24 protein-coding genes and 1 tRNA gene are annotated in these 25,879 nt (G+C 69.8%); 5 read left to right on the top strand and 20 right to left on the bottom strand.

Annotated elements, in window-relative coordinates:
* Window positions 1-53: 53 nt before the first annotated feature.
* The 6 genes from AC4FS1_RS01315 to AC4FS1_RS01290 form a co-directional block, all read right to left on the bottom strand.
* A complete protein-coding gene (locus AC4FS1_RS01315; protein WP_491151981.1) occupies window positions 54-1,631 on the bottom strand; it encodes an FAD-dependent oxidoreductase in 1,578 nt (525 codons plus the stop codon).
* Complete coding sequence (locus AC4FS1_RS01310) at window positions 1,607-2,482, bottom strand: FAD:protein FMN transferase (RefSeq protein WP_491151979.1); 876 nt, start codon at window positions 2,480-2,482, stop codon at window positions 1,607-1,609. The genes AC4FS1_RS01315 and AC4FS1_RS01310 overlap by 25 nt, the downstream gene beginning before the upstream one ends.
* A gap of 4 nt (window positions 2,483-2,486) precedes the next feature.
* The gene (locus AC4FS1_RS01305) at window positions 2,487-2,951 is read right to left on the bottom strand and encodes an FMN-binding protein (protein ID WP_491151977.1); all 465 of its coding nucleotides are present in this window, start codon (window positions 2,949-2,951) and stop codon (window positions 2,487-2,489) included.
* Between the two features lie 142 nt (window positions 2,952-3,093).
* Window positions 3,094-4,128, bottom strand: a complete 1,035-nt coding sequence (locus tag AC4FS1_RS01300) for a ribose-phosphate diphosphokinase (protein WP_491151976.1) — start codon at window positions 4,126-4,128, stop codon at window positions 3,094-3,096.
* Window positions 4,103-5,560: a bifunctional UDP-N-acetylglucosamine diphosphorylase/glucosamine-1-phosphate N-acetyltransferase GlmU gene (glmU, locus tag AC4FS1_RS01295; protein ID WP_491151974.1), complete on the bottom strand. Its 1,458-nt coding sequence runs from the start codon at window positions 5,558-5,560 to the stop codon at window positions 4,103-4,105. The genes AC4FS1_RS01300 and glmU overlap by 26 nt, the downstream gene beginning before the upstream one ends.
* Before the next feature lies 1 nt (window position 5,561).
* Window positions 5,562-5,633: transfer RNA gene (locus AC4FS1_RS01290), tRNA-Gln, on the bottom strand.
* Between the two features lie 88 nt (window positions 5,634-5,721).
* On the opposite strand from AC4FS1_RS01290, the gene AC4FS1_RS01285 reads away from it, so the two are divergent.
* Window positions 5,722-6,219 carry a MarR family winged helix-turn-helix transcriptional regulator gene (locus AC4FS1_RS01285; RefSeq protein ID WP_491151972.1) on the top strand — a complete coding sequence of 166 codons (498 nt, stop codon included), beginning with the start codon at window positions 5,722-5,724 and terminating at the stop codon, window positions 6,217-6,219.
* A gap of 122 nt (window positions 6,220-6,341) precedes the next feature.
* Here AC4FS1_RS01285 and AC4FS1_RS01280 read toward each other — a convergent pair whose 3' ends face one another.
* Both AC4FS1_RS01280 and AC4FS1_RS01275 read right to left on the bottom strand, forming a co-directional pair.
* On the bottom strand, window positions 6,342-8,150 hold the full coding sequence (locus tag AC4FS1_RS01280) for an ABC-F family ATP-binding cassette domain-containing protein (protein WP_491151970.1): 1,809 nt from the start codon (window positions 8,148-8,150) through the stop codon (window positions 6,342-6,344).
* 47 nt (window positions 8,151-8,197) lie between these two features.
* Entirely contained in the window at window positions 8,198-9,526 is a 1,329-nt protein-coding gene (locus AC4FS1_RS01275; protein WP_491151968.1) for an NtaA/DmoA family FMN-dependent monooxygenase, read from the bottom strand.
* Between the two features lie 187 nt (window positions 9,527-9,713).
* On the opposite strand from AC4FS1_RS01275, the gene AC4FS1_RS01270 reads away from it, so the two are divergent.
* Complete coding sequence (locus AC4FS1_RS01270) at window positions 9,714-9,926, top strand: KTSC domain-containing protein (protein ID WP_491151966.1); 213 nt, start codon at window positions 9,714-9,716, stop codon at window positions 9,924-9,926.
* Between the two features lie 75 nt (window positions 9,927-10,001).
* Here the strand turns inward: AC4FS1_RS01270 and AC4FS1_RS01265 are convergent, their stop codons facing one another.
* From AC4FS1_RS01265 to AC4FS1_RS01235, 7 genes are all read right to left on the bottom strand, one after another.
* Window positions 10,002-10,922 carry an ABC transporter substrate-binding protein gene (locus AC4FS1_RS01265; protein WP_491151964.1) on the bottom strand — a complete coding sequence of 307 codons (921 nt, stop codon included), beginning with the start codon at window positions 10,920-10,922 and terminating at the stop codon, window positions 10,002-10,004.
* A gap of 33 nt (window positions 10,923-10,955) precedes the next feature.
* Window positions 10,956-11,714 carry an ABC transporter permease gene (locus AC4FS1_RS01260; protein WP_491151962.1) on the bottom strand — a complete coding sequence of 253 codons (759 nt, stop codon included), beginning with the start codon at window positions 11,712-11,714 and terminating at the stop codon, window positions 10,956-10,958.
* A complete protein-coding gene (locus AC4FS1_RS01255) occupies window positions 11,711-12,400 on the bottom strand; it encodes an ABC transporter permease (protein ID WP_491151960.1) in 690 nt (229 codons plus the stop codon). The genes AC4FS1_RS01260 and AC4FS1_RS01255 overlap by 4 nt, the downstream gene beginning before the upstream one ends.
* Window positions 12,397-13,221, bottom strand: coding sequence for an ABC transporter ATP-binding protein (locus AC4FS1_RS01250; RefSeq protein WP_491151958.1), 825 nt, complete (start codon window positions 13,219-13,221; stop codon window positions 12,397-12,399). Before AC4FS1_RS01250 ends, AC4FS1_RS01255 begins: the two co-directional genes overlap by 4 nt.
* Window positions 13,222-13,239: 18 nt before the next feature.
* The gene (locus AC4FS1_RS01245) at window positions 13,240-13,542 is read right to left on the bottom strand and encodes a DUF427 domain-containing protein (RefSeq protein WP_491151956.1); all 303 of its coding nucleotides are present in this window, start codon (window positions 13,540-13,542) and stop codon (window positions 13,240-13,242) included.
* Between the two features lie 137 nt (window positions 13,543-13,679).
* On the bottom strand, window positions 13,680-14,609 hold the full coding sequence (locus tag AC4FS1_RS01240) for a 4-(cytidine 5'-diphospho)-2-C-methyl-D-erythritol kinase (protein WP_491151954.1): 930 nt from the start codon (window positions 14,607-14,609) through the stop codon (window positions 13,680-13,682).
* Window positions 14,606-15,670: an aldo/keto reductase gene (locus AC4FS1_RS01235; protein WP_491151953.1), complete on the bottom strand. Its 1,065-nt coding sequence runs from the start codon at window positions 15,668-15,670 to the stop codon at window positions 14,606-14,608. The genes AC4FS1_RS01240 and AC4FS1_RS01235 overlap by 4 nt, the downstream gene beginning before the upstream one ends.
* A 129-nt stretch (window positions 15,671-15,799) precedes the next feature.
* On the opposite strand from AC4FS1_RS01235, the gene AC4FS1_RS01230 reads away from it, so the two are divergent.
* Complete coding sequence (locus AC4FS1_RS01230) at window positions 15,800-17,383, top strand: stealth conserved region 3 domain-containing protein (RefSeq protein ID WP_491151952.1); 1,584 nt, start codon at window positions 15,800-15,802, stop codon at window positions 17,381-17,383.
* Here the strand turns inward: AC4FS1_RS01230 and AC4FS1_RS01225 are convergent.
* Together AC4FS1_RS01225 and rsmA are read right to left on the bottom strand one after the other, a co-directional pair.
* Window positions 17,334-18,275, bottom strand: coding sequence for a phosphodiesterase (locus AC4FS1_RS01225; protein WP_491151950.1), 942 nt, complete (start codon window positions 18,273-18,275; stop codon window positions 17,334-17,336). The genes AC4FS1_RS01230 and AC4FS1_RS01225 overlap by 50 nt on opposite strands.
* 98 nt (window positions 18,276-18,373) lie before the next feature.
* The gene (rsmA, locus tag AC4FS1_RS01220) at window positions 18,374-19,240 is read right to left on the bottom strand and encodes a 16S rRNA (adenine(1518)-N(6)/adenine(1519)-N(6))-dimethyltransferase RsmA (protein WP_491151948.1); all 867 of its coding nucleotides are present in this window, start codon (window positions 19,238-19,240) and stop codon (window positions 18,374-18,376) included.
* Between the two features lie 122 nt (window positions 19,241-19,362).
* Between rsmA and AC4FS1_RS01215 the strand changes: the two genes are divergently transcribed.
* Window positions 19,363-20,799 (top strand): sugar porter family MFS transporter, encoded by a 1,437-nt coding sequence (locus AC4FS1_RS01215; protein WP_491151946.1) that lies wholly within the window; start codon window positions 19,363-19,365, stop codon window positions 20,797-20,799.
* On the opposite strand, the gene AC4FS1_RS01210 is transcribed toward AC4FS1_RS01215, so the two are convergent.
* The 3 genes from AC4FS1_RS01210 to rsmI all read right to left on the bottom strand — a co-directional run bounded on the left by AC4FS1_RS01210 (window position 20,784) and on the right by rsmI (window position 24,209).
* Window positions 20,784-21,662, bottom strand: a complete 879-nt coding sequence (locus AC4FS1_RS01210) for a TatD family hydrolase (protein ID WP_491151944.1) — start codon at window positions 21,660-21,662, stop codon at window positions 20,784-20,786. The two genes, AC4FS1_RS01215 and AC4FS1_RS01210, sit on opposite strands and share 16 nt — an antisense overlap.
* Window positions 21,659-23,236, bottom strand: coding sequence for a methionine--tRNA ligase (metG, locus tag AC4FS1_RS01205; RefSeq protein ID WP_491151943.1), 1,578 nt, complete (start codon window positions 23,234-23,236; stop codon window positions 21,659-21,661). Before metG ends, AC4FS1_RS01210 begins: the two co-directional genes overlap by 4 nt.
* A 154-nt stretch (window positions 23,237-23,390) precedes the next feature.
* Complete coding sequence (rsmI, locus tag AC4FS1_RS01200) at window positions 23,391-24,209, bottom strand: 16S rRNA (cytidine(1402)-2'-O)-methyltransferase (protein WP_491151941.1); 819 nt, start codon at window positions 24,207-24,209, stop codon at window positions 23,391-23,393.
* A gap of 25 nt (window positions 24,210-24,234) precedes the next feature.
* On the opposite strand from rsmI, the gene AC4FS1_RS01195 reads away from it, so the two are divergent.
* The gene (locus AC4FS1_RS01195) at window positions 24,235-25,827 is read left to right on the top strand and encodes a dolichyl-phosphate-mannose--protein mannosyltransferase (RefSeq protein ID WP_491155615.1); all 1,593 of its coding nucleotides are present in this window, start codon (window positions 24,235-24,237) and stop codon (window positions 25,825-25,827) included.
* The last annotated feature ends 52 nt before the right edge of the window (window positions 25,828-25,879 follow it).

The raw sequence follows: 25,879 nt of genomic DNA, 5'->3' as shown, positions 1-25,879 counted from the left end.
AGCAAACGTCCGAAAATGAGCTCAGACCAGACGATTGCTGGCGAGTCGACGGGTCAGTAGCCGGAGAACGCGTCGGTCGTGAGCGACCGCGCGCGCTCCAGAGCCGGGGCGAGATCCGCGATGAGTGCCGGCGGCCCGGAGATGTAGGCGTGCCGCGAGGAGAGGTCGGGCACCATCCGCATCAGCCCATCCGCGTCCAGGCGCACGCCACGGCCCGCCCACCGCCAAGAGGCCGGCAGATCGGCCGGTTCGTTGCGAGTGAAGACGATGACGGGGATGCCCGCGCGGGCGATCTCGTCGCGGAAGGCCAACTCCGAAGCATCCGAGGCCACGTAGATCAGGACGATGTCGCGATCCTGGTCGGCTGCGGCGAGATGGCGCAGGTGCGACACGAATGGCGTCACTCCGATCCCCGCTGCCACGAAGAGCAGCGGGGCGGTGGTGCGCGTCGGCAGCAGGAAGTCGCCCCAGATGCCCGAGACGGCGAGCGTCGTTCCGGGGGGCACCTCGGCCAGAGCACGCTTGAAACTGGAGTGCGAGCCGTCCTTGTAGGCGATCCGCACGGTGGGCAGGTCGGCGGGATCGGAGAGGATGGAGAACTCCCGGCGCGTTCCCCGGGCATCCGGCCGCCGGTGCGGCACGTCGAGTTCGAGGTACTGCCCCGGGCGGAACGCGAACGGACGCTGTGTGCGGAACGTCAGTTCCCGCACCGTCGGGGTGACCTCGCGCCGTCCCTCCACGACGAACCGGACCCCGCTTCGCCGGGCGAAGAGGAACGCCACGAGATTGCCCACGAGCAGGGCGAACTCCTGCCCCAGGGTGAAGACGCCGAGATTGAGCGGCCACCCGGCCAGGACGCCGACCACTGCCGCGACGGCGAACTGCTGCCACCGCCGCGGGGGCAGGGTCAGCGGCTCCGAGAGCAGGAAGGCCCCGAGGAACAGGTACGGCGACGAGAATGCGACCTGTACAGCGATGGCCCCCGCATCCACCTCGAAGCCGGCTGCGGTGTCCTGGGCCACGGCACGCAGGAACGCCACCCCCGCGGCGATCACCCAGAAGCCGGCGACCATGCGCATCTTCTCGGTGCGCCACAGGATCGCGATACCGAGGACGAGAACGGGGGCGGCCAGCGTCGGGGTGCCCACCCACCACGCCGAGGCGCCCAGGGCCGGTATTCCGATCCCGACGAGAGTCAGCACGGCGGCACCGACAGCGGCGGGGTTGAAGACGTGCCGGCCGCGCCACACGAGAAGGTACTTCGACAGGGATGCGGCGGCGCCGGCCAGGGCGATGCCGGCGAGGCCGAGCGGGTCGGTCGTCGGGAACAGCACGAACAGCAGGATTCCGGCGGTGATCAGCGAGGACTCCACCCGTCGCGGCAGCCGGAGCATGCTCTGCATGCCCAGGTCGACCAGCACGCACACGGCCGCCAGCACCCCCGCGGTGACGAGAAGGTCGAGCGGGCGCGGTCCGATGAGCCCCAGCAGCGACAGCACGAGCGACACGACCGCCAGCGAGGCCAGCGACAGCAGCACCAGCCGGTACATCGACACCCGGCCGAGGAGCCCCAGAACGCGGGTCCAGCCCGCCGTCACCGCGCCGATCACAGGAACAGCTCCGCCGTGCATCCCGGCGACCACTCCACGCGCCCGTCGGTGCGCATGCGCACCCACTGCGCGTCCCACGCTGCGGCCAGCTCGGGGCCGCCCTCGAAGAACAGCGCGGTGGCGAGCGCGTCGGCCCGCATCGCGGTCGACGCCACGGCCCACGTGGCGGCGAACGCCTGCACGGGAGTGCCCGTCCGGGCGTCGAGCACGTGGTGCAGACCGTCGCCCCACGCGCGGCGCGCGGTGCCCGAGGCGCACAGGGCGGCGTCCTCCACCTCGATCACCCCGATCGCCCGGCGGGCGTCGAAGGGATGCTCCAGACCGACGCGCTGCGGTGCTCCCCGCACGGCCATATCGCCCGAGGCATCCACCACCGCATCGCTCGCGCCCGATTCGACGATCACCGCGAGGACCAGGTCGACGAGACGCCCCTTGCCCAGCGCTCCGACGTCGATCACCGCGGGGGCATCGAGGGCGAGCTGCCCGCGCGACCAGGTCAGCCGCTCGCGCCAGTCCGCCGGCGCCCGGCGTGGATCACCCGCCACGAGGGAGTAACGGGCGTCGTAGCCGAGCCGGGCGAGCGATTCGCCCACGAGCGGATTGACGGCGCCGCCGGTGGCGGCATCGAGTTCGGCGTACACGTCGAGCATTTCCGCGGCGTCGGGCGGCGCCGGGACGGTGCCTCCGTTCCGGCCGAGTGCGGTGACGACCGAGTCGTCGCGGAAGCGCGACCAGACCCGATCGAACTCCGACACGACCGCCTGGACGCGCGCGACCACCGCGGCCCCCAGTGGGGCGTCGGTCGCGACGTGCCACCGCGTTCCGATCGCATCGAAGAACCAAGCGGCGCGCGTGGTGGTGGATGCGGTCATGCGATCAGGCCGCGGCGTCGGCCTTGATGGCCTCGAGCGCCTCGTTGAATCCGCCACTGGTGAGGGAGGACCCGGCCACGCGGCTGACGGAGAGCTCGTCGATGTTCTTCCCGACGACCTCGTCCGAGATGCCGCCGATGAACCGGCCCTGGTACTGCTCCGACTGGGGCGCCTGCGGGTCACCGGTCACCTCGACGGCGGTGACGACGTCGCCTTCCAGGGTGATCGTGACGTCGAGGGACTCGGTCGTCTCGGGTGTCCGGTAGCTGCCCTCGGCGCTGTACGTCCCGTCGGCGTAGGCGCCCGCGCCGGCCTCGCCCGAGCCGGCCTCGCTCTGCGTCGTCTCGTCGACGGTCTGCGGTTCCGCTTCGGCAGGGCCGGAGCATCCAGCGAGGGTCACGACCCCCGCGACGCCGACGAAGGCTGCGGCGGCACGGATGGAACGGGGTAGGGGGATGGTACGGATCACAGCGTCCTCCAAAGGCGATTGCTCGTGCAGGGCCTCGTGACCGGATGGCCACACCGGTGACACGACGCGCCCCGGCTCGCGGTTCACCCGTTGCCCACTCTTCGCAGAATTCCGTTCCCGACGGGCCTCGCGAGGAACGATCTCAGGCTTCGCCGCCGAACATGCTCGTGACCGAGCCGTCCTCGAAGACCTCGCGGATGGCGCGGGCCAGGAGCGGCGCGATGGGCAGCACCATCAGACCCTCGAACCGCTCGTCCGCGGGGATCGGGACGGTGTCGGTGACCACGACCAGGTCGATCGCCTCGTCCTGCAGCCGCACCGTGGCAGGCGGGCTGAAGATCGCGTGGGTCGCGGCGACGATGACCTTGCGCGCGCCGGCGGCCTTGAGGGCCTGCGCGGCCTTCACGATCGTGCCGCCGGTGTCGATCATGTCGTCCACCAGCAGGCAGGTGCGGCCGGCCACCGCACCGACGATCTCGTGCACGGTGACCTGGTTGGCGACCTTCGGGTCGCGGCGCTTGTGGATGATCGCCAGCGGGGCGCCGAGGCTGTCGGACCAGGTGTCTGCGACGCGGACGCGCCCCATGTCGGGCGAGACGACGGTGAGCGTCTCACGGTCTTCCGGGCTGAGGTGCTCGCGGAAGTAATCCAGGAGCACGGGCTTGGCGAAGAGGTGGTCGACCGGACCGTCGAAGAATCCCTGGATCTGCGCCGCGTGCAGGTCGACGCTCATGATGCGGTCCGCGCCCGCGGTGGTCAGCAGGTCGGTGACGAGGCGGGCGCTGATCGGCTCGCGTCCGCGGCCCTTCTTGTCCTGTCGCGAGTAGGGGAAGTACGGCGCCACCACGGTGATGCGCTTGGCAGAGGCGCGCTTGAGCGCGTCGAGCATGATCAGCAGCTCCATCAGCCACTCGTTGACCGGCGGGCCGAACGACTGGATGACGAAGACGTCGCATCCTCGGATCGAGACCTCGAAGCGCGTGTAGATCTCCCCCGACGCGAACGTGCGGTGCTCGGTGGGGGCGAGTTCGGTGCCGAGGTGCGCGGCCACCTGAGCGGCGAGCTCGGGGTGGGAACGACCGGCTGCGACGACGAGGCGCTTCTTCGTCTTGGCGACCAAACCGGGGGCGATGCCGTTGTCCCGATCGAGGTCAACCGTCTTCTTCTTGCGGCCCATCGCCAGCTTCCTGTGCAGACCGGGCCTGCGCGGCGACTCGCGCCGCGCCCGTGCCCGGTCGGTTGTTTTCGACCCATCCCTCGACGTTGCGCTGGGGCGCGACGCTCAGCGCCAGAGCACCGGGGGGCACGTCCTTGCGGACCACCGCGCCGGCCCCGGTTTTGGCGCCTTCTCCGATCCTAACCGGCGCCACGAACACGTTGTGCGAGCCGGAGTGCACCTCGTCGCCGATCTCGGTGCGGTGCTTGGTCAGATCGTCGTAGTTGGCCGTGATGGTCCCGGCGCCGAGGTTGACGTTGCGACCGACGGTCGTGTCGCCGATGTAGGACAGATGCGGCACCTTGCTGCCCTCGCCGATCGTGGAATTCTTCGTCTCCACGAACGTGCCGATCTTGCCCCCCTCGGCCAGTGTGGTGTTGGGGCGGAGAAAGGCGAACGGGCCCACGGTCGCCCGCGCGCCGATCACAGCGAGGGTCGCATCGGTGCGGCGGACGACGGCATCCTCCCCCACTTCGCAATCCACGAGGCTCGTGTCGGGCCCGATCGTCGCGCCGGCGGCGACGGCGGTCGCACCCAGGATGTGCGTGTTCGGCAGGATCGTCACATCCGGCGCGAGGGTGGCGGTGTCCTCGATCCACGTCGTCGCGGGATCCTGCACGGTGACGCCCTCCAGCTGCCAGCGCCGGACGATGCGGGCATTCAGCGTGCGCGCGGCTTCCGCCAGCTGAACCCGGTCGTTGACGCCGAGCGCCGCGGTCGCGTCCGGCGCCTCGGTGGCGGTGACGACGTGGCGGGAGTCGCGGAGGAGACGGATGACGTCGGTGAGGTAGCGCTCTCCCTGCGCGTTGGCCGAGCCCACCAGTTCCAGGTGGCTCCGCAGCGGCGCGGCCTGGAAGACGTACACCCCGACGTTGATCTCGGTGACGGCGGCTTCGTCCGCGGTGGCGTCCTTCTGCTCGACGATCCGCTCCACGCCGCCGGAGGCGTCGCGGATGACGCGGCCGTAGCCGCTCGGATCGGCCACCCGCGCGCTGAGCACGGTCGCGGCGGCCCCGGACGAGCGGTGCGCTGTGACGAGGTCGGCGAGGGTGGCCGCTTCCAGGAGCGGCACGTCACCGCTGAGCACGAGGATGTCGCCGGCGAAGTCGCCGAGGTCATCCAGCGCCACCTGCACGGCGCGGCCCGTGCCGGGGATCTCATCCTGGTCGACGATGTGCACGTCGGTGGTGAGGGCGGTGAGCGTCCGGACCACGCGGTCGCGCTCGTGGCGCACGACGACCTCGATGCGCACAGGGTCGAGCAAGGCGGCGGCGTCCAGCACGTGCGCCACGAGGGGGCGCCCGCCCAGGGGATGCAGCACCTTCGGCAGGCGCGAACGCATCCGTGTGCCCTGCCCGGCAGCGAGAACCACAATGGCCAGTTCGTTCGTCATGCTCCGCCGCCAGGATTCGAACCTGGTCCTAACAGCTCCAAAGGCTGTCGTGCTGCCGTTACACCACGGCGGACCGCGCCACCGGCGCCGTTTCAGTCTGCCAGATGGGGCTGGACGACAGCCCCGGGGCACGGGCAGCGCGCGAAGCGGATAATGGGACCGTGAGCCACGAGAGCGACGAGGTCGACCGCATCGTCGTCGCGTGGATCCGGCAGCGCCCCGACCTGGACTTCTCGCCCCTCGAGGTGCTCTCGCGCGTCGACCGCCTGTCGCGCCACCTCGACCGGGCGCGGAAAGAGGCGTTCCGCCGGAGCGACCTGGAGCCGTGGGAGTGGGACGTGCTCTCGGCACTGCGGCGGGCGGGCGAGCCCTTCCAGCTGAGCCCGAAGCAGCTGCTGCAGCAGACCCTCGTCTCCAGCGGCACGATGACCAACCGCATCGACCGACTGGTCGGCCGTCGCCTCGTGCGGCGCGAGGCCGACCCGGGTGACGGCCGGAGCATCCTGGTCACCCTCACTCCCGACGGGCGGACCCGCGTGGATGCGGCGATCACCCGCCTCGTCGACGCCGAAGCCCTCCTCCTCGACGCGCTGTCCCGCAGCGACCGCGAGCGTCTCGCCAACCTTCTGCGCAAGCTCAGCCTGGGCTTCGACGCCTGATCCCGCCCGGCTCGGCTCGGCGAGCATCCGGCGCCCGAGGCGAGGAGATCTGCCCGACCGAGGACGAGAACAGGCCTCTCCCCCCTCGGCTCGGCAGATCGCCTCGCTTCGGCGGTTGTCGGTCACCCGAGAGACTCGCCGAGTTCGTACCACCGCAGCTCGAGGTCGTCGCGCTCGGCCTCGAGCGCGCTGATCCGCTGCATCTCCGCTCCGAGACCCACATAATCGGCCTGGTCGTGGTCGACGAGGGCGGCCCGGGCGGTGTCGATCTCCTTCTCGAGCTTCGAGATACGTCGCTCGAGGGCTGCGGTCTCCTTCTGCGCGGCGCGCAGGTCGGATCCCGACAGTCCTGCCGAAGCGGGGGTGCTTCCCGCACCCGCGCGGGCCGTCTCCGGCTGCATCCGCCGCAGTCGGAGGTATTCGTCGACACCGCCGGGAAGGTGGCGGAGACGCCCGTCGAAGATGCCGTACTGCTGGTCGGTGACGCGCTCGAGGAAGTACCGGTCGTGCGAGACCACGAGGAGGGTGCCCGGCCACGAGTCGAGGAGGTCTTCCATGGCCGCCAGCATGTCGGTGTCGAGGTCGTTGGTCGGCTCGTCGAGGATGAGCACGTTCGGCTGGTCGAGGAGGATCAGCAGCAACTGGAGGCGCCGCCGCTGCCCGCCCGAGAGGTCTTTGACCGGGGTGGACAGCTGCGCACTGGAGAACCCGAGCCGCTCCAGCAGCTGCCCCGGCGTGAGTTCTTGCGCCTTGGAGCCGGCGCCGAACGTGTAGCTCGTGCGGAGTTCGGCCACCACCACCCGGACGGGGTCGTCGAGGTGCTCGACGAGCTCGTCGAGGCGCTGGGTGAGGGTGGCGACGCGCACGGTCTTCCCGCGCTTGACGCGGCCCGCCGTCGGCGTCACCGAGCCGTCGATGAGTCCGAGCAGGGTCGACTTGCCCGCCCCGTTCACGCCGAGGATTCCGGTGCGCTCCCCCGGCGCGATGCGCCACTCGATACCGTGCAGCACCTCCCGCGTCCCGGTCTCCGAGCCTGGCGACGGGTAGGCCACCGACACATCCAGCAGGTCGACGACATCCTTGCCCAGGCGGGAGACGGCGAGGGACTGCAGGGCGACCGGATCGCGGAGCTCGGGAACGTCGGCGATGAGCGCGTTGGCGGCGTCGATGCGGAACTTCGGCTTCGCGGTCCGGGCAGGAGCTCCACGGCGGAGCCAGGCGAGCTCCTTGCGGGCGAGGTTCTGCCGTCGTGCTTCTATGGAGGCGGCCTGACGGTCGCGTTCGACGCGCTGGAGGATGTAGGCGGCGTATCCGCCTTCGAACGGCTCGACGATGCGGTCGTGGACCTCCCACGTGACCGTGCACACCTCATCCAGGAACCACCGGTCGTGGGTGACGACGAGCAGCCCGCCGGCGTTCGGCGCCCACCGGCGCTTCAGATGCTCGGCGAGCCACGTGATCCCCTCGACGTCGAGGTGGTTGGTCGGCTCGTCCAGGAACAGCACGTCCCAGTCACCGACGAGCAAGCGGGCGAGGGCGACGCGACGGCGCTGGCCGCCGGACAGGGTTCCGAGCACGGCGTCCCACGCGAGGTCGCCCAGGAGGCCTGCGATGACGTCGCGGACGCGCGGATCACCGGCCCACTCGTGCTCGGGACGGTCGCCGACCACCGCAGCGCCGATCGTGTCGTCGTCTGCCAGCGTGTCGCCCTGATCGAGGACCCCGATCTGCACACCACCGCGGACGGTCACGCGGCCCGAGTCGGGTTCCATCCGCCCGGCGAGCATCGCGAGCAGGCTCGACTTGCCGTCGCCATTGCGTCCAACGATGCCGATGCGGTCGCCCTCGTTCACGCCGAGAGACACCGAGTCGAAGACGACGGTTGTCGGGTATTCCAGGTGCAGGGCCTCGGCCCCAAGGAGATGTGCCATCCGTCCCAGGCTACGGCGAATCCTCGGGGCGAATTCTCGCCGTGGGCTCAGGGGGTGGCGGGCCGGGTGAGCCCGAGCGTGTCCCGGAGCGTCGTGCCCGGGTACTCGCGTCGGAACAGTCCCCGCGCCTGCAGTTCCGGGATGAGGTCGTCGCAGATCCGGTCCAGCCCTTCCGGCAGATATGACGGGGTGAGCGTGAACCCGTCGCACGCGCCGCTGCGGAACCACTCCTCCATCCGATCGGCGACGGTCTGCGCCGTGCCGACGACGACCTGGTGCCCGGAAGAGGTGGCTCGCGTGCGCAGCAGCTCACGCAGCGTCGGCTTGTCGTTCACGACGATCCGGTACAGGCCGGCGTACCGGCTCGCGAGTGGGCTGGGGTGAGTCGCGGCTACCGACGGGTCGATGAGGCGATCGGGGGGAACCGGCTGATCGAGGTCGAGGTCGGCAAGCTCCGCACCGAGCAGCAGGCCGCTGAGAGTGGCGAGGGCGATGTCGGGCTGGACGAGGTCACCGAGCTCGGCGAGGATCCGTTCGGCGTCCTCCTGGGTATCGCCGATGACCGGCATCAGACCGGGGAGGATCGGGATGCGCTCACGCCCCGCATCCGTGGAGAACTCCTCGAGCTTCGACCGGGACCGCTGCGCCGGTGCCTTCTCCACCTGCGCGGTGAACACGACCTCGGCATTGCGCGCCGCGAACCGCATCCCCTCCTCGGACTGCCCCGCCTGCGCGATCACGGGTCGCCCCTGCGGCGAGCGCGGCACGCTCAGCGCATCGCGGATCTGGTAGTAAGGCCCTCGGTAGTGGGGTTGGTGGATCTTTGCGGGGTCGGCCCACACGCCGTTCTCCCGATCGATGACGACGGCGTCGTCCTCCCAGGCGTCCCAGACCGCGATGCACGCCTGCAGGTAATCCTCTGCGCGCCGGTACCGCTCCTGCTTCTCCGGCAGCGGAACCGTGAAGTTCTGCGCGCCGTCGTACGACGTCACCACGTTCCACCCCACCCTGCCGTGGGAGAGGTGATCCAGCTGGGACAGCATCCGGGCGACGTTGTACGGTTCGCTGAAGGTGGTCGAAATGGTGGCGACAAGGCCGATGTTCTCGGTCACTGCGCTGAGCGCGGCCATTGTCGTCAGTGGCTCGTAACCGCCCATCTCGGGGTTGAGGCCGGCGTCGCCGTAGTACAGCGCATCGGCGAAGAAGACGGCGTCCATCTTCGCCGCCTCTGCCCGTTGCACGGAGTTCTTGGCGCCGTCCAGACCGTAGAGCAGCTCCACCTGGCTGTCCGGGCGACGCCAGCTCGACCTGTTCCGGCCGACGGGGCTGAAGAACAGGAACAGGTGCATCTGGTCGTCGTCGGCGCGCGGCGGCATCGCGTTCCCTTCCTCGGTACGGTCGCGGCGGCGGAACCGGTCCGCGCGGACGCTCGCCTCACCGTAGGAGCACGGTCGCGTGCAGCGGCGCGCCCACCGGGCCAATCAGGTAATAACCCCCGCCCCGCCGCCCGCCGCGCCCGCCCCGCGGACGCCCGGCCCGCTGGCAGGGCGTAGCCTGTCGGCCATGAGGCGGGCTCGCGTGGATTCCACGGCGGTCGAGTCGATCGGATATGACCCGGCCCTCGCCGTCCTGGAGATCGAGTTCACCGGCGGCGATGTCTACCGGTACTTCGCGGTGCCTCGCTCGGCGCACCGGGAGCTCATCGCTGCCGAGAGCATCGGTCGTCATTTCCTCGAGCACATCCGTGACGTCTACCCGGCCGAGCGGGTGCGGTGAACGCCACCACGATCACGGATGAGGGGATGCTCCGACAGACGGAGCATCCCCTCACCGGTTCCACGATCTCGCCGGTCAGACGAGTCCGTTCTCCTCGAGCCACTGCGACGCGATCTCGTCGGGCGAAAGCTCATCCTCGGTGGACTGAACGTTCAACGCGACAAGGCCCTCGGGGGTCAGGGCGGCGCTGACGGCGTTGAGCACGTCCGCCACCTCGTCTGCGACATCCGAGCCGACGACCGGGACGACGTTGGAGGCGAGGAAGAGGCCCTCGGGGTCATCCAGAACGACGAGGTCTTCGGTCTGGATGCGCGGGTCGGCGGTGAACACGTTGGCCACGTTCACCGTGCCGGCCACGAGATCTTCGACCGTGGTGTCTCCCGTCGCCGAGAACTCTACGGCGACGTCGTAGGTCGATTGGAGCCCCTGCGGGCCGTACGGGCGCTCGGCGAGCTCGGCCGGACCCCCGAGGGTCAGCGGGACGTCGACGTTCGCCAGGTCGGCGATCGTGGAGAGGTCGTACTGCTCGGCGAAGTCCGCCGTGACGGTGTACGAGTCCTGATCACTTGCGGTGGACTGCTCGAGCACCTCGAGGCCCTCGGGCAGCGCGTCGGGGAGCGCCGCGTAGACCTCGTCGGGCGTGCGCGCCTCGGTCTCGGCGTCGAAGTACTGCAGGAGGTTCCCCGAGTACTCGGGGAAGACGTTGACCGAACCGTCCTCGAGGAGGGGGATGTACGCGTCGCGCTGTCCGATCTGGAACTGACGCTCGACCTCGAAACCGGCGTTCTCCAACGCCTGCGCGTAGATCTCGGCGATGATCTCGTTCGAGTAGTAGGCCGCAGAGCCGACCACGATGGTGGTGTCGTCGGCGTTCTCGCCACCGGCGGAATTGTCGTCTTCCAGCGGGTTGCTCGAGGCGCAGCCGGCCAGCGCGAGCGCTGCGGCCGCCACACCGGCGACACCGGCCAGGCCCCTGCGGGTACGTCCTGTGAACATGTGATTCCTCTTTCTTGATGGGGTTCGATGGGGTCAGGGGGGCAGATGCGGACCGCTGCGGGTGACGAGGGCGGCGGGTTCGATCCGCCCGCGGAGCTTCTTCGTGGCGCCACCGGAAACGGATGCCGCCGCCCGGACTCCGCGCGGCACCACGGCGTTCTGCAACCAGGCGAACAGGGCATCCAGGAGCAGGGCGAGTGCCGCAACCAGGAGGGCGCCTCCGATGATCACCTCGAGGCGCCGCAGCTGCAGCCCGGAAATAATGTACTCGCCCAGCCCGCCGAGGCCGATATAGGCGGCGATGGTCACGGTCGCAACCACCTGAAGCGTGGCCGCCCGCAGGCCACCGACGAGGAGCGGCAGTCCGAGGGGCACCTCGATCTTCCACAGGATCTGCCACGGTGTCATGCCCATCGACCGTCCGGCATCCAGGACACGTGGCTCGATGGCCTCGAAGCCGGTGTAGGCACCCGCCAGGAGAGAGGGGATCGCGAGGACGACGAAGGTGATCACCGCCGCCTCCGGCTTGTGCAGAACCCCGAGGAGCAGGGTGAGGAGGATCAGCAGTCCGAACGACGGAATCGCACGCGCTGCCCCCGAGACGGCGACGGCGACCTCGCGCCCTCGCCCGGTGTGCCCGATGTACCAGCCGATCGGAACGGCGATCACCGCGGCGACCAGCACGGACATCGCCGTGTAGGCAAGCTGTTCTCCGGTGGCGACGGGGATCGAGGCCATGGCCCCGGTGTCACCGGAGAAGAGCCAGGCGAGCGCTTCGAGGAAGAGGTTCATGCGTCGGCCCCGACCGCGATCGCCGAGCTACGCCGCACGCGCGGGGTGGACAGGGGACGCGTCCACGGCATGAGGAGGCGCCCGGCCACCAGGAGGAGCAGATCGACCACGAGCGCGAGCACGACGACGGCCGCCACCCCGGCGAGCACTTCGGGGATGATGCGGCGCTGCAGGCCGTTGGTGAAGAGATACCCGAGGTTCGTGATGCCGACGAGGATCCCCACGGTCGCGAGGGAGATCGTGCTGGCCGCGGAGACGCGCACCCCCGCGAGGATCACGGGGCCCGCCAGGGGGAAGTCCACCGCCCAGAAGCGGCGGAACGCCCCGTACCCGATCGCGGTGGATGCCTGCCGCACGCCCTGGTCGACGGAGTCCAATCCGTCGGCGACGGAGCGGACGATGATCGCCACGGCGTAGATGGTCAGCGCCACGATGAGATTCATCTCGCTGGTGATGCTGTACCAGCCGGTCGCGCTGGGCAGCAGGATCAGCAACGCGATCGACGGGACGGTGTACAGCAGCCCGGTGGTGGTGATGACGCCGCTGCGCACCAGGCGATAACGCCACGCCACCCAGCCGAGCGGCACGGACAGTACGAAGCCGAGAAGGATCGCGAGGACGCTCTGCCGCAGATGGACGAGCGCGAGCTCACCGATCAGATCGAGGTTGTTGGCGACCCAGATCACGGGCCCGCGCCCTCCCGGAGTGCCCCCTGCGTGCGCCCCTCAGCATCCACGACGACCGTGCCGCGCGGCGTCTGCTTGAGGTGCAGGGCGCGTTTACCCGTCTCCGCGCCGATGAAGCTCGAGACGAAGCCCTCGGCGGGGTCTTCCATGATTTCGCTGGGACTTCCCACCTGCGCGATGCGGGCACGTTCCTCCAGGATCACCACCTGGTCGCCGAGAAGGAACGCTTCGTCGATATCGTGCGTGACGAACACGATCGTCTTGCCGATCTCGCGCTGCAGCCGCAGCAGTTCTTGCTGAAGTTCCGCGCGCACGATGGGGTCCACCGCACCGAACGGCTCGTCCATGAGCAGGATGTTCGGTTCGGCTGCCAGCCCTCGTGCCACGCCCACCCGCTGCTGCTGACCGCCGGACAGCTGGCTGGGATATCGATCGGCCATCGCCCGGTCAAGACCCACCGTGTCCATCAGCTCGAGCGCGCGGGCGCGGGCCGCTTTGCTCTTCTGCCCCTGCAGCACCGGAACCGTGGCGATGTTCTGCGCCACGGTGAAATGCGGGAGAAGCCCGGAGTTCTGCATCACGTAGCCGATGCTGCGTCGCAGTTCCACGGGCGGCCGCCCGGTGACGTCCTCGTCATCGATGGACACCACGCCGGAGGTCGGGTCGACCATGCGGTTGATCATCCGCAGCAGCGTCGTCTTCCCCGACCCGGACGACCCCACGAGCACGGTGGTCCGGCGTGAGGGCAGCACGAGACTGAAGTCCTCCACGGCACATGTGCCATCGGGGAAGACCTTCGAGACGGAGGAGAACTCGATCATGGACCCGGGTGACGACCGTCAGTCGACGACCTGGACTTCCTTCCAGAAGGCGACGTAGCCGGAGAAGTCCTTGCCGACGCGCTCGATCGCGGTCGGGTTCGGCGTCGGGTACGCCCACGCCCGGTCGGGAAGGCTCGTGTCTCCGACGGAGACCGTGTAGTACTGGCACGCACCCTTCCAGGGGCACGTGTAAGGGGTGGGGCTGTCGACGAGGACACCCTCCCGCACGCTCTGCGGCGGGAAGTACCAGTTCCCCTCGATCGAGATCAGATCCTGCCGGTCGGCTTCGGCGAGAACCGTGCCGTCGAGTACTGCTTTCATGGACTTCCTCCCGATGGGATGGGTTCGCCGGAACGGCGAGGGCGTCGCTGGGTGTCACGCTACCCGAGCCCTCGGACATGGGGCGCGAGAGTGCTCCTTGTTGTCATCGCATCCGGCACCGGATTCATTCCCGCGACTCAGATCAGCCGCGCCCCCGGGACGGGCCCGTGCACGTGCATCGCCCGCAGACCCGCGGCGCTCAGACTCATCCGCAGGTCGATGGCGGTCGCCTCGTCCGGGGCGAGAAATGCGAGTGTCGGCCCCGACCCCGACACGATGCCGGCGAGCGCGCCGGATCGTTCTCCTGCCTCCAGCACGCTGGCGAGATCGGGGCGGAGGTGCAGGGCAGGGGCCTGAAGATCGTTGCGGAGCGTGGCGGCCAGCATCCCCGCGTCCCCCTGCCGCAGGGCATGCAGGACGGCAGGATCCACGGCCGGGCGCCGCCGGACGGGACCGATGTCGACGAGATGGCGGGTGCGGTGCTCGTCCAGTTCGCGATAGACCACCGGGGTGGACATGCCCTCGGCGCTCGGGACGAGAACCCAGTCGAACCGTCCTCGGGCCAGCGCCGAGCTGACCTCGTCGCCGCGCCCGGTGCCGACGGCGGTGCCGCCCAGCAACGCGAACGGCACGTCGGCGCCCAGACGAGCCGCCAGGCGCAACAGTTCGGCGGTGGACAACCCGGTCCCCCACAGCGCGTCGCACGCGACGAGGGCTGCCGCCGCATCCGCCGATCCGCCGCCCATTCCTCCCGCCACCGGCACCGACTTGTGGATCTCCAGATGAACGCCGGCCTCGGTGCCGGTCGCGCGGGCGAGCAGCCGGGCGGCTCGGACGGCGAGATTCCGATCGTCGGTCGGCACGTCGTCGAGGTCGGTGTCCCCGCTCACCTCCACGGTGATCTCGTCGGAAGGGCTCGCCCACACGTCCTCGAAGATCGACACGGCCTGGTAGGCCGTCGCGACGTCGTGGTATCCGTCGTCCTGGACGTCGCCCACCTCGAGGAAGACGTTGATCTTCCCGGGCGCGCGCACGTGCACGCCGCCGGTCGACGCCGCCAAACTCACCGGGCCGAATCCGCCCAGCGATCGAGGTCGATCGTCTCGACGAGGGCGTCGATGCGCTCCAGCTCCTCCGTGTCGAAGGCCGGTCCGCCCGCTGCGGCGAGGTTGTCGTCCAGTTGATCGATGCGCGACGCCCCGATCAGCGCCGAGGTGACCGTCGGCTCGCGCAGCACCCACTGGATCGCCATCTGGGCGAGGGTCTGCCCGCGTTCCTTCGCGATGAGATTCAACCCGCGAAGGCCGGTGATGGCGGCGTGCGGGAGCGGGTTCTCGGGCAAAGAGGAGCGTCGCTGCGCACGCTGGGCGCGTCCATCCCCCAGGTACTTGTCCGTCAGCACGCCCTGGGCGAGGGGTGTGAAAGCGATCGCGCCGAGGCCCTCCTGAGCCAGCACACCGGTGAGGCCGTCCTCCACCCAGCGATTCACCATCGAGTACGACGGCTGATGGATGACCAGGGGCGTTCCCAGCGACCGGGCGACGGCCACCGCGGCGGCGGTCTGCTTCTCGTCGTACTGCGAAATGCCCACGTAGCGGGTCTTGCCCTCGCGCACCAGGGTGTCCAGTGCCCCGATCGTCTCCTCGATCGGGGTGACCGGGTCGGGCCGGTGGGAGTAGAAGATGTCGACGTAGTCGATGCTCATGCGCCGCAGAGACTGCTCAGCGCTGGCGAGGATGTATTTGCGCGACCCGAGGTCGCCGTAGGGACCCGGCCACATGTCCCACCCCGCCTTGGACGAGACGATCAGTTCGTCGCGGTAGGGCGCGAAGTCCTCCCGCATCATCCGCCCGAAGTTCGTCTCGGCCGAACCGTACGGCGGGCCGTAGTTGTTCGCCAGGTCGAAGTGCGTGACGCCCCGGTCGAATGCGTGGCGAAGGAGCTCCCGCTGCCGGTCGAACGGGATGTTGTCTCCGAAGTTCCACCAGAGCCCGAGAGACACCGGGGGGAGATACAATCCGCTAGTACCCACCTGCCGGTAGCCCATCGCCGAGTAGCGATCTTCGGCAGCGGAGTACGGGCGATGGATGTCGGAGACGTCCGGGCGGAAACGCGGTCGGTCGGTCACTCTCCGACCCTAGCGCGGACACGCCCGGCTGCGAACGACCCCGGAGCGAAATCCCGCCGTAACGGGACTGTTCTACCGTGGGCGCTCTCCCGAGCGAGGTCCCCCGGCAATGTATGGAAGGAGAGCGCAGTGCGTCGTTTCGTTCCCCTCCCCACCGAGATCGATCCGTGGCGTGCCCTGCTGGCGCGCGAGGACATCCGACTCGTGGATGGCGTTCTTCACCTCGTGACCGATGACGTCTCACCCGCGGAGGCCCTGGCCGACGACCTGCGGGACGTCGCCGAGGCCCTCGAGGCCGCGGGGATCGATGTGCTGCTCGTGCGCGACAGTAACCGCCGGCCGAAGCTCGTCGCCGACGCGGAAGCGGCCGAGACGGCCCTGCAGGCGCTGCAGTCGGCGCGCGCGGGCGAACCGTTCTACCTCAAGGCGCGCGGAGACGGCCCGGTCCCGATGCACGGCGCGGTGGTGGAGGCGGGAATCGTGGCCTCGTACGCGGTTTATCGTCCCCGCACGAGTTCGAACGGCGCCTACCGCTACGGCTCCTCGCTCGCTCCGCACCTGGAATTCTGGCGATTCGGGGAGACGCTCGTGGAAGCGCCCCGACCCACCTTGCTGACGCGCCGTGTCACGCCGCGCGAAGACTTCTCGGTCGTTCAGACCGAGCGTTACGGGCGCTCGTGGCGGACGGTGGCGGGCATGTTCGATCCGCAGCCCGACGAGGTGCTGGCCGACGTCGACATGGTCTTCTCCTGGGTGGACGGTTCCTCCACCGAGTTCCAGCGCCAGCGCGCGGCGCAGATGGACGGCTATGTCGTGGGAGACGGAGATGACTCCCCCGCCCGATTCCGCCAGATCGATGAGCTGCGCTATGCCCTGCGCAGCGTGCACATGTACGCGCCGTGGGTGCGCCGTATCTTCATCGCCACCGACTCGCCGCGACCGGCGTGGCTGAACGAGCACCCGAGCGTGACCCTCGTACGCAGCGAGGAGTTCTTCGCCGACCCGGCGGTGCTCCCGACCCACAATTCGCACGCCGTCGAGGCGCAGCTGCACCGGATCGACGGGCTCGCCGAGCACTTCCTCTACAGCAACGACGACATGTTCTTCGGCCGGCCGGTCGCGCCCGAGCTGTTCTTCAGCGGCGGCGGGGTGAGCCGTTTCGTCGAGAGCGGCGTGCGGATCGGAACCGGGGTGCCGCACGCGGGACGCTCGGGTCACGACAATGGCCTCCGCACCAACCGAGCGCTCCTGCAGGAGCGCTTCGGCCGCGTGATCACCCACGACCTGGAGCACTGCGCGGTGCCCATGCGGCGCTCGGTCGCGGCCGAACTGGAGCGGGAGTTCGCCGATGACTATGCGCGTACGGCCGCCAACCGGTTCCGTGCCGCCACCGACATCTCGGTGACCAACAGCCTTTACCACTACTACGCGCTGCTCACCGGCCGCGCGGTGGTCACCCGTGAGCCGCGCGTGCAGTACGTGCAGACCACGCAGCTGGATTCCCTCCGCATCATGGAGCGCCTCGTCACCCGCCGCGACACCGATATGTTCTGCCTCAACGATGGCAGCGTGCCGGAGATCCCCGAGGAGATGCGCATCCGAGCGCTGCGCTCCTGCCTCGAGCGCGCCTTCCCGGTGCGTGCTCCCTGGGAGCGCGCGGACGTCAGCGCAGGATCGGCAACGGGGCGGTCGGCGGCGCGGTCCGGTCGGTGACCTCCCGGGCGGCCGGCACCTCCACGCCGGCTTCCCGCAGTCGCACCGCCGACATCTCGGCGTCGACGTACTGCAGTGGTACCGCCGCATCCAGGGGCACCACCGAATGCACGATGGTCTCGTCGTAGACGTGGATGAGGTTGAACCCCTGTGCGCCGTCACGTGGACGGGTTCCCCCGACGGGGACGGTGAGATCCTGCGTGTAGCAGGTGGCGGAGGCGACCGAGACGGGGATGCCCGCGAAGGTGGCGAACGTCGAGTAGTGCAGGTGCCCGCCGATGATGGCCCGCACATCCGTGCCGCGTAGGACCTGCGCCAGCCGCGGCTGATCGCGGAGCTCGACGGAGGCGGCAAGGTCGAGCACGCTCGGCACGGGCGGGTGATGCAGCGCGAGGATCGTCCCGAGCGGTGCGGGAGTGGCCAGGACATTCGCGAGCCACCGCAGCTGCGCGTCGGTGAGCTCCCCGTGATGGAAGCCGGGGACGCTCGTGTCGAGCGTGATGATGCGGAGGCCGTCGAGCTCGTCCATCCGGTCGACGGGCGCGGATGCTGCGGCGCCGGGCTCGGCGGGAAGGAGATGCGCGCGGAAGGCGGTCCGGTCGTCGTGGTTTCCCATGACCCAGATGGCCTTCGCATCCAGCCGTTCGGCGAGGGGCTCGACGAGGGCGCGCGCACGCGCGTAGGCCCCCGGCTCGCCGTGGTCCGCGACGTCGCCGGTGAAGATCAACGCATCGGGCCGGACACCGGAGGCTTCGATCGCGTCGAGCGCGCGGGCGAGATTCGCCTCGGCATCGACCGAGCCGTACAGGTGCGGCGACCCGAAGGCGCGGAGGTGCGTGTCACTGAGGTGGAGCAGAATGCGTTCGGCTTTCGGGTACTCGGCGTACCGCATGACTCCCCTTCGCGCCGTCGGGTCCGGCGATCTGGCTTCCAGTGTGCCCTTCGCATAGAAATGTTACCGGCATGTTTCGTGAACGGGGCGTGTCCGGGTTATGAAACGCCGGAATCGGGCGTCGGCAGAGCGCGCGCGATGCGGAGGAAATCGTCGATGCCGAGCTCCTCCCCGCGGGCGGTGGGCGCGACCCCCGCGCTCTCCAGAACCGCGGATGCCGCAGCGGATGTTCCGCCGAGGACCCCGGCCAGGGCCTGCCGCAGCATTTTGCGACGCTGCTGGAACGCCGCATCCACGACCGCGAAGGTGCGTCGGCGCTCCGTTTCGCTGCCGCGAGGCGTGGCGTAGCGAGCGAAGGCGACCAGCACCGAGTCGACGTTGGGAACGGGCCAGAACACCTGGCGGGAGACCGTTCCGGCCAGACGCCACCGCCCGTACCACGCGGCTTTCGCACTCGGAGCGCCGTACACCTTGGACCCGGGCGGGGCGGCCAGACGCTCCCCCACCTCGGCCTGCACCATCACGACGCCGCGCTTCAGAGCCGGGAATGTCTCGAGGAAGTGCAGCAGCACCGGCACCGAGACGTTGTACGGCAGGTTCGCCACGAGGACCCCGGGATCTCCCGGCAGCGCGGTGACCCGCAGCGCGTCGGCGTCGAGGACGGTGAGCGCCCCCTCGGGGACGCCGCGCTCCCGCGCCGTGGCGGGAAGCCGCTCGGCGAGGCGATGGTCGATCTCGACGGCCACGACGCTCGCGCCGGTCTCCAGCACCGCGAGGGTGAGCGACCCGAGCCCGGGACCGATCTCCACCACACGGTCATCGGCCGTGACGCCGGCGACCTGCACGATCTTGCGCACGGTGTTGGCGTCCACCACGAAGTTCTGCCCCAGCTTCTTGGTGGGTACGACATCCAGCTCCGCGGCCAGGCGGCGGATCTCGGTCGCACCGAGGAGGGAAACAGGCATCGATTCACTGTAGCCGTGCCCGTCGCAGGTGCCCGGCAGTCCCTTGACAGCATGTGGGGCTCGCGGCAGGGTGGGCGGACACGGGCGGCACGGCCGGCCCTGCGGCACGAAGGAGGAATCCGATGAGTTCATCCCCGCAGTCCGGCGCCGACGTCTCCGTCCCGATCACCCGCGTCATCCTCGTCGCCGCCACCGCGGCGCTGGGCGGCTTCCTGTTCGGCTTCGACACCGCCGTGATCAACGGCGCCGTCAGCGCGATCGGCGAGCAGTTCAACGCCGGACCGTTCCTGCTCGGGTTCTCCGTCGCGTCAGCGCTCCTCGGGTGCGCGGTGGGCGCGTGGTACGCCGGGCGCCTCGCGGATCGGTTCGGGCGCGTCCGCATCATGGTGGTCGCCGCCATCCTCTTCGTCATCAGCGCGGTGGGCTGCGGCTTCGCCTTCGGGATCTGGGATCTGTCGTTCTGGCGCATCGTGGGCGGCCTCGGGGTAGGGATCGCCTCGGTGATCGCCCCGGCCTACATCGCCGAGGTCTCCCCTCCGGCGCATCGCGGGCGCCTCGGATCCCTCCAGCAGATGGCCATCGTCTCCGGCATCTTCGTCGCGCTCCTCGGCGACGCGGCGATCGTGGCTGCGGCGGGCAGCGCCGCAGCCCCGTGGCTGCTGGGCCTGGAGGCATGGCGGTGGATGTTCCTGTCGGCACTCGTTCCGGCCGTCATCTACGGCGTGCTCGCCCTCACGATCCCCGAGTCGCCCCGGTATCTCATCGCTCGCGGCGAGGTGAGCAAGGCCAAGGAGGTGCTCACGCGCTTCGTGGGCGGCAACGTCGAGAAGACCACGACCGACATCATCGAGACGGTGCAGGGCAAGCCCGACCGGCCCCGCTTCGCCATCCTGCACGGCCCGGCGTTCGGACTCCTGCCCATCGTGTGGGTGGGGATCGGCCTGTCGGTGCTGCAGCAGTTCACCGGCATCAACGTGATCTTCTACTACTCCTCGACGCTCTGGCAGGCGGTGGGATTCACCGAGCAGGATTCGCTCACGATCACCGTGATCACGTCCGTGACCAATATCGTCACCACGATCATCGCGATCCTGCTCATCGACAAGGTGGGCCGCCGGCCCCTCCTCCTCATCGGGGCGATCGGGCAGTTCCTCTCCCTCGCGGCGCTCACCATCGTCTTCGCCACCGCGCCCATCGTCGACGGCCAGCCGGTTCTCGAAGGCACGGCCGGAACCATCGCGCTCATCGCCGCCAACCTCTACGTGGTCTTCTTCGGCGCGTCCTGGGGACCGGTGGTGTGGGTGCTCCTGGGCGAGATGTTCAGCAACCGCATCCGCGCCGTCGCCCTGTCGGTGGCAGCGGCCGCACAGTGGGTGGCCAACTTCATCATCTCCACGACCTTCCCGGCGCTGGCCGCGGTGGGCCTGGGGCTGGCGTACGGGGTGTACAGCTTCTTCGCGTTCGTGGCGATCTTCTTCGTGATCAGGTTCGTCCGTGAGACGAAAGGGCGCACGCTGGAATCGATGACCGACGGCGGCCGCGATCAGAACGCGCCGTAGACCTCGACGGTGTTCGCCGCGATCTGCGCGCACAGCTCGTCCAGGTCGGCGCCGAGTTCGGCGGCCAGGAACCGCACGGTGACGGGCACGAGGAACGGCGCATTGGGGCGACCGCGGAACGGCGCGGGCGTGAGGAACGGAGCATCCGTCTCCACGAGGATGCGCTCGCGCGGCGTCACCGCGAGCGCATCGCGGAGGTTCTGCGCGTTCTTGAACGTCACGTTGCCCGCGAAGGAGAGGTAGTAGCCGCGGTCGGCGGCGATGCGGGCCATCGCCTCGTCGCCGGAGAAGCAGTGGAACACCGTCCGCTCGGGCGCGCCGACCCGGTCGAGCGTTTCCAGGACCGCGTCGTGGGCGTCGCGGTCATGGATCTGCATCGCGATGCCGTACTTCTTCGCGAGGTCGATGTGCGCCTCGAACGACCGGAACTGCGCCGGTCGGCCGTCTTCCCCGGTGCGGAAGAAGTCGAGGCCGGTCTCGCCGATCGCCCGCACCCGCGGCTGCGCGGCGAGTTCGTCGATCACCGCGATCGCCGCATCCAGCTCTCCCGCCGCCTCGTATGCCGGTGCCTCGTTCGGGTGGACGGCGACGGCCGCCAGCACGCCCGACGTGGATGCGGCGGCCTCCGCCGACCAGCGGGAGGAGTCGATGTCCCCTCCAGCCTGGACGATGCCGAGCACGCCCGCGGCGGCCGCCCGTTCGACGTGCTCCGCGAGGGTCAGCCCCGCCTCGCCGTCCTCGATCTCGAGGTGCGCGTGGTTGTCGTACACCGGCACGGCGAGCGGCTCGGGCAGCTCGGGGTAGGTGACATCCCGGCTCCCCTTCTCGCGGCGTCGCACGTACGTGCTCGGGTCGCCCGTCATGCGGGCTGTTCGACGCGGGGGAAGAGCGGGGCGAGGCCGTTGACCGACGTCCCGGGGCGGAGGAGCCCCCACGTGCCGGCCTCGCGCAACGGCTGGTGCGGGAGGCGGCCGAGCGTCTCGGCCGCACCGAGCGCCACCCACAGCTTCTCCGTCGCGATCGGCATCACCGGCGACAGCAGCACGGCCAGCGCGCGGAGTCCCTCGGCGGCGGTGTACAGCACCGTGCCGAGCCGCTCGCGCTGAGCGTCGTCCTTCGCCAGAGCCCACGGCTCGTTCTCGGTGATGTAGCCGTTGAGGTCGTCGACGATCGTCCACACCGCGGAGATGGCCTCATCGATGCGGAACCGCTCGATCGCCGCGTCGGCGCGTGCCGCAGCATCCGCCACGGTGCGCTGGATGCGCAGGTCGCCTTCGGCGTACTCCCCCGCCGGCGGCACGATGCCCTGGTAGTAGCGCTCGATCATCGCGACCGTGCGGGATGCGAGGTTGCCGAACCCGTTCGCCAGCTCGGACTGGTATCGGGCGGACAGGTCTTCCCACGAGAACGATCCGTCCTGGCCGAACGCGATCGCGGACAGGAAATAGAACCGGTACGCGTCGGAGCCGAAGACATCCGTGATCTCGGTCGGGGCGATACCGGTGAGCTTCGACTTCGACATCTTCTCGCCACCGACGAGGAGCCACCCGTGCGCGAAAACGCCGCGCGGCACCTCGACACCCGCGGCCATCAGCATCGCCGGCCAGATGACGGCGTGGAAACGGAGGATGTCCTTCCCCACCACGTGGTACGCGGGCCACCGCTCGGCGAACTGCTCCGGGTCGGACCCGTACCCGACGGCCGTGGCGTAATTGAGCAGCGCGTCCACCCACACGTAGATGACGTGCGACTCATCCCAGGGCACCTGGATGCCCCAGTCGAAGGTCGAGCGCGAGATGGAGAGGTCTTTCAACCCGTTCTTCACGAAGGAGACGACCTCGTTGCGCGCCGACTCCGGCCGAACGAAGTCGGGCACGTCGCGGTAGAGCTCGAGCAGGCGGTCCTGGAACTCGCTCAGCTTGAAGAAGTAGTTCTTCTCCTGGAGCAGCTCCAGAGGCTTGGAGTGGATCGCGCACACCTTGAGGCCCTCGAAGGCCCCGGTGCCGTCGACGATCTCCGCCTCCGTCTTGAACTCCTCGCATCCGACGCAGTACAGCGCTTCGAACTCGCCGGCGTAGATGTAGCCGCGGTCGTAGATCGCCTGCACGAACTGGCGTACCCGCTCCTCATGGCGCGGCTGGGTGGTGCGGATGAAGTCGTCGTTGGCGACGTCGAGCGTCTCCAGCAGCGGGAACCACGCCTCGCTGACGAGCTTGTCCACCCACTCCTGCGGCGTGGCACCGTTGGCGGCGGCCGCCCGCATCATCTTCTGGCCGTGCTCGTCGGTGCCGGTGAGCATCCAGGTGTCGTCGCCGGACTGGCGGTGCCAGCGCGCGAGCGCGTCCACGGCCACGGTCGTATATCCGTGGCCGATGTGGGGCACGTCGCTCGGGTAGTAGATCGGCGTCGTGATGTAGAAGGATCGGCCGGTGCTCACCCGAGAATTCTACGGGCGCGGGCCGGTCCGGCCGCGCGTATGACGGCCGACCGGACCCGATCCCTGAGAACCGCGAGACTGCATGACCGCCACGAGACTGCGGCCGAGGTACGCAGTCTGGTGGCGCAGGTGGAGTCTCGCTGAGCGGCGGGGCTCAGCCGCGGGCGTCCAGTGCGGCCTGGTACAGCTCGCGCGATGAGTGCCCGGTGACGGCGGCGACCTCGGATGCCGCATCCTTCAGTCGCGCGCCGGTGCCCCGGAGTTCGAGCACCTGCGCCACGGCGTCGGGAAAGGGCGTCTCCCGCGGTGCCGCACCGCCCACGACGATGACGATCTCGCCGCGGACTCCTCCGGCTGCCCACTCGACCAGCTCGCCGAGCGTGCCCCGCACGACCTCCTCGTGCAGCTTCGTCAGCTCGCGGCACACCGCGGCGGGGCGGCCGGACCCGAACGTGGAGGCGAGGTCTGCGAGCGTGGCGGCCAGCCGCGTCGGCGCCTCGAAGAACACCAACGTGCGGGGCTCGGAGGACAGCGCTGCGAACGCGGTGCGCCGCTCCCCCGGCTTCCGCGGCGGGAAACCCTCGAACGCGAACCGGTCGGTCGGCAGGCCCGAGACGGCGAGCGCGGTCAGCACGGCGCTCGGCCCCGGCAGCACCGTCACGACCACGCCGGCTCGGGCGGCGGCGGAGACCAGGCCGTACCCCGGGTCGCTGACCGTCGGCATCCCGGCGTCGCTGAGCACCAGCACGTCGCGGTCGCGGGCCAGGGCGATCACCTCTCCGGCTCGCTCCTTCTCGTTGTGGTCGTGCAGCGCGATCAGGCGGGGGCGGTTCTCCACGCCCAGCCCGGCCAGCAGCCGCTGCGTCGTCCGGGTGTCTTCGGCCGCGATGATCTCGACCGACGACAGCGCCTCGACCAGGCGCCGCGAGGCGTCGCCGAGGTTGCCGATCGGCGTCGCACCCAGGATGATCACGCGCCCAGCTTAGGCTGGGCCCGTGATGTCGACCGCCGAGCATGCGCCTCCCGCATCGGCGTCGACGTGGTTCGACCGGTGGCGCGCACGTGTGGTCGCCGATCCACAGCGGCAACGACTGTACTCATGGCTCGCACCCCTGCTCGTGACGCTCCTGGCGGGGGTACTCCGGTTCGCAGGCCTCGGGCACCCCCACAGCATCGTGTTCGACGAGACGTACTACGTCAAAGACGCCTGGAGCCAGTGGAACCTGGGCTACCCATCGACCTGGCCCGAGGGCGCCGACGCTCGTTTCCTCGCGGGCGAGACCGACATCTTCACCGCGGTCGGCAGCTACGTCGTGCATCCCCCGCTCGGCCGCATCCTGATCGGCGCCGGGATGGCGTTGTTCGGCGCCGACTCGTCGTTCGGGTGGCGCTTCGCGGTGGCGCTGCTCGGCACCGCGAGCGTTCTCGTGCTGTACTTCCTCGCGCACGCGCTGACCCGCTCACGCGCGTTCGCGACCGTCGCCGCGTCCCTCCTCGCCATCGACGGACTCGCGATCGTGATGAGCCGCATCGCGCTGCTCGACGGCATCCTCACCTTCTTCGTCCTGCTGGCGTTCTGGTTCGTGGTCCTCGACCGGCGCGGCTCGCTGTCACGGCTCGCCGCGCTCGTGGCGGCGCGTGAGGACGATCGGCCGTCGTCCGTGCAGTGGGGGCCGGTCTTATGGGCTCGGCCGTGGCTCCTAGCTGCGGGGGCCGCCGCCGGTGCCGCGACGGCGGTGAAGTGGTCGGGCGTCTACGTCCTGGCCGTGATCGGCCTGTACGTGGTGATCACCGACGCGCTGGCCCGACGACGGGCCGGGATCGGGATGTGGCCCGCCGACGCCGCCCTCCGGCAGGGTCCGGTGTCGTTCCTGCTCCTCGTGCCGATCGCCGCGGTGGTGTACATCGCCTCCTGGTCGGGGTGGCTCCTCACCGACGGCGGCTACTCGCGCCACGCCGTCGACGCGACCCCCGCGACGGGGTTGTGGGCGTGGGTGCCGCTGGCCCTGCAGAACCTGTGGGCCTACCACCAGTCGATCTACGGTTTCCACGTCGGGCTCAGCTCCCCGCACGGGTATGCGAGCCCCGCCTGGCAGTGGCCGTTCCTCATCCGCCCCACGTCGATGCACTGGCGCCAGGATGCTGCCGGCGAGAACGGATGCGGGCTCCCCTCGGGATGCACCGAGGCGATCTCCAGCCTCCCCAACCCCCTGGTGTGGTGGGCGGGAGCGGCTGCGGTCATCTATCTCGCCGTCCGGTTCGTTCTGACCCGTGAGTGGCGCCTCGCGCTCGTTCTGACGGGCATCGCGGCGACCTACGTGCCGTGGCTGCTGTACCCCGAGCGGACGATCTTCCAGTTCTACACAGTGGTCACGCTCCCGTTCCTGATCCTCGCGCTCACCTTCGCGCTGCGCGACATCGCCGCTCCGCCGGGGGCGCCCCCCGCCCGACGAGTGAGCGGACAGCGGATCGTCGCGGTGTTCCTCGTCATCGTGACGCTCGTCGCAGCGTTCTGGTATCCGGTGTGGACGGGGCTGCCCGTGGCGTACGACTTCTGGCGGCTCCACAACTGGCTGCCCACCTGGGTCTAGTCGCGGCGAGGTCAGGCCCGCCGAGCGGCGTGAATCAGGCCAGCTGCGCGGG

Source organism: Microbacterium sp. Z12_35 (genome assembly GCF_058310475.1).
The sequence above is the reverse complement of the archived record's forward strand: the minus strand, read 5'-3'. Positions and strand labels throughout refer to the sequence as shown.